Genomic DNA, 8617 nt, shown 5'->3' with positions numbered 1-8617 from the left:
GCAAGGCCGTCTGCACATAACCCACTACACGCCCGGCATCCACCGCAGTGGCCTGCACGCACAAGCGGAAATCGTCACCCTGGTCATCCACGCTCAACGCCAACGGGTAGTTGGTGCGCTCCTCGCTGGCCAGGGTCTCGATGCCGACCCAGGCGTCACGGGTCTGGTGCATCACACCATCGCTGGCGCTGTGGCGATAGTTGAGCATCGCGCTGAACAACGGCGCCGGCGCGGCCACGCCACTGCAACGCTGGGCCAGGGACAACGAGGCATGCTCGTGCCCCAACAGCGCCGACAGCCGTGCATGAGTCGCACGCACGCCGTCTTGTGCGCTGTGCTCACCGAGGTCGACGCGCAGCGGCAAGGTGTTGATGAACATGCCCAATGCGCGGTCAGCGCCTTGGCCACCCTGCATGCGCCCGACCAGTACCGTGCCGAACACCACATCCTGCTTGCCCGAAACCGCACCCAGCACCTGGGCGTAGGCCAGGTGGAACAGGCTGGCGACGCTGACTCCCATGGCGCGCGCCGCCGACCGCAGGCGCCGGCTGACGTCTGTCGGCAGTACCTGCGTAACCTCGGCCACCGTGTTGCCGTCGCCCTGTACGTCCTGCAAGCCGAAGGGCAAGGTCGGTTCATCGATATCGCCGAGCATTTCGCGGAAGAAGCTTTCATGTTCCTGTTCAACGCCGCCCAAACGCGTCTGGGCCACGTAGTTGCGGTACGGTACCGGCGTGGCCAACGGTTCGGTGGAACCCAACAGGCCGGCTGCCATTTCCCAACTGACCACCTCCAGCGCGGTGTGGTCCAACACCGTGTGGTGGAACAACAGCACGGCCACCGTCCGTTCGTTGCGTTCATCGCGGGCATAGGCCAGGCGCATCAAAGGAGCCTGGCTGACATCCAGGCGGTAATGCCGGGCATCAAAGCGTGCATGCAGCTGGCTCAGGATGTCGCCGTCGGCCGGGTCGAGCACCAGCTCCTGCACCGCCAGTTCGGCCTGGCGCCACACCACTTGCGCCGGGGTGCTCAGGCCCTCCCAGACAATCCCGGTGCGCAGGATGTCGTGACGGTCAATCACGCCTTGCAAGGCGCGGGCAAAGCGATGCAGACGCTCCACGCTGTCGAACGCCATTTGCGACTGCAGCAAATACGGGTCGCCCTGCTCCGCCGTGATGTGGTGATACAGGATGCCTTCCTGCAACGGTGCCAGGGCGTAGATGTCCTGCACGTTGGCCAGGCCGCCCGGGACCTGGGCGACGATATGGTCGATGCTCGCCTGGTCCAGGGTGATCAGGGGCAGCAGATCGGGCGTGATGCGCAGGCAGTCAGGCGTAATCAGGTTGGCCGGTACGGCCACTTCACGCCCGCTGCCCACGGCAGCCGCCAGCGCCGCCAGGGTGGGCTGGCTGAACAGCACGCGCACGTCGGCGCTGAGGTCGGCGCGGCGCATGTGTTCGATCAGGTTGACGGCCAGCAGCGAATGGCCGCCCAGTTCGAAGAAGTTATCGTGGCGACCGACCTGCTCGACCTTGAGCACATCCGCCCAGATCTGCGCCAGCACGGTTTCCACTTCACCTTGTGGCGCTTCGTAGCCACGGCTGAGCAGTGCGTCCTGATCCGGCGCGGGCAAGGCTTTGCGGTCGACCTTACCGTTGTTGGTCAGCGGCAGGTTGTCCAGGCGCACGTAGGCCGATGGCACCATGTACTCCGGCAACTGCGCTTGCAGATGGTCACGCAATGATTGGATGTCGACGTTTTCACGCTCGGTGAAGTACGCCACCAGGCGCTTGTGCCCAGGCTCGTCTTCACGGGCGAGAACCATCGCGTCCTTGACCTGCGGGTGTTCGCCCAGGCGGGTTTCGATCTCGCCCAGTTCGATGCGGAAACCGCGAATTTTCACTTGCTGGTCGTTACGTCCCTGGTACTGCAAGGTGCCGTCGGCACGCCAGGCCACCAGGTCGCCGGTGCGGTACATCAGCGCCCCTTCGTTGAACGGGTCGGTGAGGAATTTCTCTGCCGTCAGATCAGCCCGGTTCAGATAGCCCAGGGCAACTCCCTGGCCACCGATGTACAGCTCGCCGGTCACACCGACCGGTACTGGTTGTTGGCGAGCGTCCAGCACGTAGGCGCGGCTGTTGCCCACCGGACGGCCGATCGGAATACTGCCTTCGTCCGCCCGGGTAATCTCATGGGTGGTCGAAAACGTCGTCGCCTCAGTCGGGCCGTAGCCATTGAGCAGGTGCTGCGGTGCGCCGTCCTTGAGTACGCGAGCGATCACGTTCGGGTCCAGTACATCGCCACCGACAATCAGGTAACGCAGCTGCGGGAAGACCGGCAGCAGTCCTTCGGCGTATTGATGGAACAACCCAGCGGTCATCCACAACACGCTGACGGCTTGCTCCTGCAACAACTCGGCAAAATCAGCCTGGGACAGCAACGTGTCCTGATTGACCACCACCACCGCGCCACCATTGAGCAATGGCGCCCATACATCAAGGGTACTGGCGTCAAACGCAGGGTTGGAGGCGAACGCCACGCGGTCGTGCTGATTGAAATCGGCATAACCGTTGTTGATCACCAAACGTGTGATCGCTCGGTGCGGCACCAACACGCCTTTCGGCGTACCGGTGGAGCCGGAGGTGTACATGATGTACGCCGCCGTTTCCGCGGATTGCTCCAGCGCCGGGTTATGCGTGGGCTCAGCGCTCAGGTCCAGGGTGTCCAGGTCCAGGCGACGAGCGCCCGCCGGCACTTCGATGGAGGCCGCCGTCAGTACCCATTGCGCGCCACTGTCCACGACCATGAAACCTTGACGGTCCAGTGGTGCATTGACATCCAGCGGCACATACACCGCCGCGCACTTGCTGATTGCCAACTGGCTGACCAGCAGGTCCACGGAGCGCTCCAGCAGGATCGCCACGCGGTCGCCAGGGGCCACGCCCAGGCCGATCAGGTGATGGGCCAGACGGTTGGCCCGCTGATTCAATTGCGCATAACTCAAGGATTGCTTGCCATGCACCGCCGCCAACGACTGCGGTTCAGCCGCTGCACAGGCTTCGAACCGCCGATGCAAGGTGTGCGTGTGCGGGTAATCCCTGACAGTGCCGTTGAACGCCTGCAGCACTTGATGACGCTCGGCCTGCGGCAGCATCGACACGCCGTTGAGTGGCGCAGACGGCGTATGGTCCAGTGCATCGACCAGTTGCTCGATGACGGTGTTGAAGTAAATACAGATTTTCTCTGCGCCCAGCGCGGCAACCGCCAATGTGCTCAGGCTGAACTGCTCGCCCAGGTCGTTGACACTGACGCTCAGCGGGTAGTTGGTGCGCTCATGCACATCCACCACATCAATGCCGCGCCATGCGCGCTGGTATTCGGCCTGCTCGGCCGCTGATGGCAGCGCACTGTGCCGGTAGTTGAGCAAGGCACTGAACAACGGCGTGGATGCTGCGACGCTGCTGCAGCGTTGCGCCAGCGCCAACGAGGCGTGCTCATGGCCGAGCAGCCCGCTCAGGCTGGCATGGGTGGTCTTGACCGCCGCCTGCACGGCCTGGTCATCGATATCAATGCGCAGCGGCAAGGTATTGATAAACATGCCCAGCGCGCGATCGGCGCCGTCTCCGCCCTGCATGCGGCCCATCATCACCGTGCCGAAGACCACGCGGTCGGTGTGCGCGACCACACTCAACACACGCGCCCAGGCCAGGTGAAACACGCTCGCTGGGCTGACGCCCAGTTGCCGGGCATGGAGACGCAGCCGACGGCTCAGGCCCGCGTCCAGGGTCAGTTCGGCTTCGTCGATATCCGCGCCGTCGTCCTCGACGCCCTGGAGGCCAAACGGCAGGGTCGGCTCCTCGATGTCCGCCAACATGTCGCGAAAGAACGCTTCATGTCGCTGCTCACTGACCCCAAGACGCGCCTGCGCGACGTAGTTGCGATACGGCACCGCCGCCCCCAGGCGGTCGGCCTCGCCCAGCAGATACGCCTGCATTTCATGCTGCACCACCTCCACAGCAGTGTGGTCCAGCACCAAGTGATGGAACACGAAGAACGCGACGATTGTCCCGCGCGCCGCATCCTGGGCGTAGACCACGCGCATCAGCGGTGCCTGGTTCAGATCGAGACGGGCGTAGCGCGCCCGCACTTCGGCGCGCAATTGCTCGGCGACTGGCGTTGAGCCAGGGGCCGGCGTGAAGGGCTCAACCCGCAGCGGCGCATGGCGCAACACCACTTGCATCGGCTGCTCCAGCCCTTCCCAGAGCACGGCCGTACGCAGGATATCGTGGCGCTCGACCACCTGTTGCAGGGCTTGGCAAAACGCCTGAAACCGCGCGTTATCCGCCAATTCGAATTGTGACGTGAGTACGTACGGGTCACGGTGCTCGGCCGACAAGTGCAGGTAGAGAATGCCCTCCTGCAACGGCGCCAAGGGATAGATATCTTGCACATTGGCCGCACCGCCGGGCACAGCGGCGACGATCAGGTCGATGCTCGCCTGATCCAGTGTGGCCAGGGGCAGCAGGTCCGGGGTGATCTGCGTGCAACCGGGCTCGATGCGATTGGCCGGTACCCGCACTTCGTTGCCGGCACCCACCGCCGCCGCCAGCGCCGCCAGGGTCGGCTGGCTGAACAGCACGCGCACATCGGCGCTCAGGCCCGCCTGGCGCATGCGCTCCACCAGGTTGACGGCCAGTAACGAATGCCCGCCCAGTTCGAAGAAATTGTCGTGACGGCCCACCTGTTCCAGCTTGAGCACGTCCGCCCAGATCTGCGCGAGGGTGCTTTCCACCTCGCCCTGCGGGGCTTCATAGCCGCGGCTGATCAGCGCCTCCAGCCCTGGTTCCGGCAGGGCCTTGCGGTCGAGCTTGCCGTTGGCCGTGAGCGGCATATGGTCCAGCCGCACATAGGCGACAGGGACCATGTATTCCGGCAGTTGCGCCTGGACAAAGCCGCGCAGGCTCTCGACGTCCAGCGCAGCGTCGGCGCTGAAATACGCCACCAGACGCCCGTCACGCGCCAGCACCACCGCTTCACGGACCAGGGAGTGGGCGGCCAGGCAGCTGTCGATTTCGCCCAGTTCGATCCGTACGCCACGGATCTTCACCTGGTCATCGTTACGCCCCAGGTATTCAAGGGTGCCGTCCTCGCGCCAGCGCACCAGGTCCCCCGTGCGGTACATACGCGCCTGCGGGTCGCGGCTGAACGGGTCACGAAGGAAGCGTTCGGCGCTCATCTCGGGACGGTTCAGGTAACCCCGCGCCACCCCGGCACCGGCCACATACAGCTCGCCGACCACCCCTTGCGGCAGCAGTTGCCGTTGCGCATCGAGCACGTACACCTGCGCGTTGGCCACCGGTTTGCCGATGTGCAGGGGCTTGCCCGCCTCGATCAAGCCGGACGTGGCGACGACCGTGGCTTCGGTCGGGCCGTAGTTGTTGACCAGCTTGAACCGCCGAGGCGTGTGGAACTGACGCAGACGGTCGCCACCAATCAGCAGGGTCTTCAGCGTCGGGTGTTCCAGGCGCTGGCTGAAGGCGTACTCGGCCACCGGCGTCGGCAGGAAGCTCACATCCAGCGGCTGGGCGACCCACCATTGCAGCAGCGCATCAATGTCTTCATGGGCTTGCTGCGCGGGCGGCAGGTGCAGGGTCGCGCCTGTGCACAAAGCCGGCCACACCTCCCAGGCCATGGCGTCGAAACCGAAACCGGCGACGCTGGAGGTGTGGCTGCCGGCGTGCAGGTCGAACGCCTCGCAATGCCAGTTCACCAGGTTCTCCAGGGTACGGTGTTCGACCATCACGCCTTTGGGCTGGCCGGTGGAACCGGAGGTGTAGATCACATAGGCCAGGTGCGCCGGAGTCAGGCCGGCCACGTGCGGGTTGTCGGCCGGTGCGGTGTGCCAGGCAGCCGAATTCAGATCGATGACCGGAACCGGCAGCCCGGTGACCAGGTCGGCGGTCGCCGTCTGCACCAGAACGGCCACAGGGGTGCTGTCTTGCAACAGGTAGGCAATACGTTCCTGGGGGTGCGCCGGGTCCACCGGCACGTAGGCCGCGCCGGCCTTGAGGATCGCTACCAAGCCCACCAGGGTGTCGACGCTGCGGCGCGCACAGATCGCGACGCGCTCATCGGGGCCCACGCCCCGTTCGATCAAATGGCGGGCCAGTTGGTTGGCCCGCTCGTTGAGTTGTTGATAGCTCAGTTGCTGCGCGCCCTGGCGCACGGCTACCGCCTGCGGCTGCGCCAGCGCACGGGCCTCGAACCTGGCGTGAATGGTCTGCCCACGCGGGTAATCCCTGGCCGTGTCATTAAAACCGGCCAACTGGATGCGCCGCTCTTCGGCGGGCACGATCGGCAAAGCCTGCATCGGCGTGGCGTGGCCCTGCTCCAGCGCATCGACCAGGCTGTGCAGCGCGGTGAGCAGATAGCCGAGGATGCGCGGCAACGGCATGCTGGCGACGCCTTGCAGGGTCAGGTGGAAATCTTCACCGACGTCATCCACCGACAGCACCAGCGGATAGTTGCTGCGCCCCTCGCCGCCAAGCAGCTCGATACCGTCCCATTGCGGCCCGTTCGATACCGCCGCCTGGCTCTGCCGATAGTTGATCAAGGCACTGAACAACGGCGTAGGCGCGGCCACGCCGCTGCAACGCTGGGCCAGCGCCAGCGGCGCATGTTCATGGCCCAGCAGGCGCGTCAGGCGCACATGGGCGGCCTTGGTCGCCGCCTGTACGTCCAGCGCGCCCACATCCAGACGCAGCGGCAAGGTATTGATAAACAGCCCGAGCCCGTGCTCACTGCCCTCAGCACCGCCCATGCGCCCCATCAGCACGGTGCCGAATACCACATCGTCACGCCCGGAAATACGCCCCAGCACCTGGGCCCAGGCCAAATGGTGCAGGCTGGCGACGCTGACCACCTGCTGCCGGGCCTGGGCGCGCAGGCGCCGACTCAACTCGGCGTCGAGTCGATGGGCCTGCTCGCCCACCTGCTCGTCGCCCTGCACATCCTGATGACCGAAAGGCAGCGTCGGTTCATCCAGATCGCCGAGCATGTCGCGAAAGAACCCTTCATGCTCCTGCACCGTCGTGCCCAGGCGTGCCTGGGCCACATAGTTGCGGTACGGCACCGCCGCGCCGAGCTGCTCGGCATTGCCGTATAAACAGGCGTGGATCTCCTGATACACGACCTGCATGGCCACATGGTCAATGGCGATATGATGGAACAGCAACATCGCCACCCAACGCTGGTTGGCCGGGTCTTCGGCGAAAACCACACGCAACAGCGGCGCCTGGCCCAGATGCATATGCATCGAGCGGGTGTCGAAGCGTCGGTACAACTGCTCGGTAATCGGCCCGTCAGCCGGGTCGAGTACCACCTCGTCAATCATCAGTTCCGACTCGCGCCAGACCACTTGCACCGGCTCATCCAGCCCCTCCCAGACAATGCTGGTGCGCAGGATGTCGTGACGGTTGATCACCTGCTGCAGGGCCTGGGCAAACGCCTCCAGGCGCGGCCGCGTGGCGATCGCGAACTGTGAGCGCATCAGGTAGAGGTCACCTTGGCGCGCCGTGACGTGGTGGTAGAAAATCCCTTCCTGAAGCGCCGCCAGCGGGTAAATGTCCTGCACATTCGCGGTGCCGCCGGGCACCGTGGCGACGATACGGTCGATGGCCGCCTGGCTCAGGTTCACCAGTGGCAACATAGCCGGGGTGATCCGGGCGCAGTCGGGGCGGATGGCATTGGCCGGTACCTCGACGTGCCCGGTGCGCTGCGCCGAGTAATCGCCGGCATTGATCAAGTCGATCAGCGCGGCTTTATGCTCGCGCAGCGACGCCAGCACACCCGGCTCGCTCAAGGCCAGCTTGTTGCCCTGCAACACGAGTTGATCGCCCTTGACGGACAGTTGCACATCCTTTTCCTTCAGTGTCGCCAACAGTTCGATAACACTCACAGGACCATCTCCATTCTTTCCGTAATTGCAGCGTATTCCCACAGTGTGGAGTGCTCGAACAGCGCCTTGACGTTGGCCTCGATGCCTTCCTGGCGTAAGCGCCCGATCAGGCTGACCGCGAGTAACGAATGCCCACCCAGCTCAAGGAAGTTGTCGTGGCGACCGACGCGCTCGACGCTCAACAACTCCGTCCAGAGCCGCGCCATGGTGGTTTCAATTTCGCCCTGAGGGGCTTCGTAGGCATGGGTGCGCAGCGCTCCCACGTCCGGCGCCGGCAGGGCCTTGCGGTCCAGCTTGCCGTTGGGGCTCAGCGGCAGCGCCTCGAGGTGCACGAACAGCTGCGGCACCATGTAGTCCGGCAACTGCGCCAGCAGATGTGCGCGCAACGCCTCGACCTCGGCCGCCACGCCGGTGTAATAAGCCACCAGGCGCTCATCGCGTACCAGCACGACGGCTTCCTGGACAGCGACATGCGCCGCCAGGTGCGCTTCGATTTCACCCAGCTCGATACGCAAGCCACGCAGCTTGACCTGATCGTCATTGCGCCTCACGTACTCCAAGTTTCCGTCGGCCAGGTAACGCACCAGGTCGCCGGTTTTGTACAGGCGCCCGCTGCCGCTGAACGGGTCCGCCAGGAAGCGCTCGGCCGTCAAGTCATCC

2 protein-coding genes are annotated in these 8617 nt (G+C 64.8%); both read right to left on the bottom strand.

Translation table 11 applies throughout. The features are described from left to right. Positions 1-7957: non-ribosomal peptide synthetase (locus EXW71_RS28590; protein ID WP_167659709.1), on the bottom strand; the 7957-nt coding region annotated here is incomplete at its 3' end. Beyond that, on the bottom strand, positions 7954-8617 hold a 664-nt coding region (locus EXW71_RS28585), incomplete at its 5' end, for a phosphopantetheine-binding protein (RefSeq protein WP_167659710.1). The genes EXW71_RS28590 and EXW71_RS28585, both read right to left, overlap by 4 nt.

It is taken from the genome of Pseudomonas sp. BCA17, assembly GCF_004519405.1.
In the GTDB taxonomy this organism is placed as follows: Bacteria; Pseudomonadota; Gammaproteobacteria; order Pseudomonadales; family Pseudomonadaceae; genus Aquipseudomonas.
This window is presented reverse-complemented; position numbering and strand designations above follow the sequence as displayed.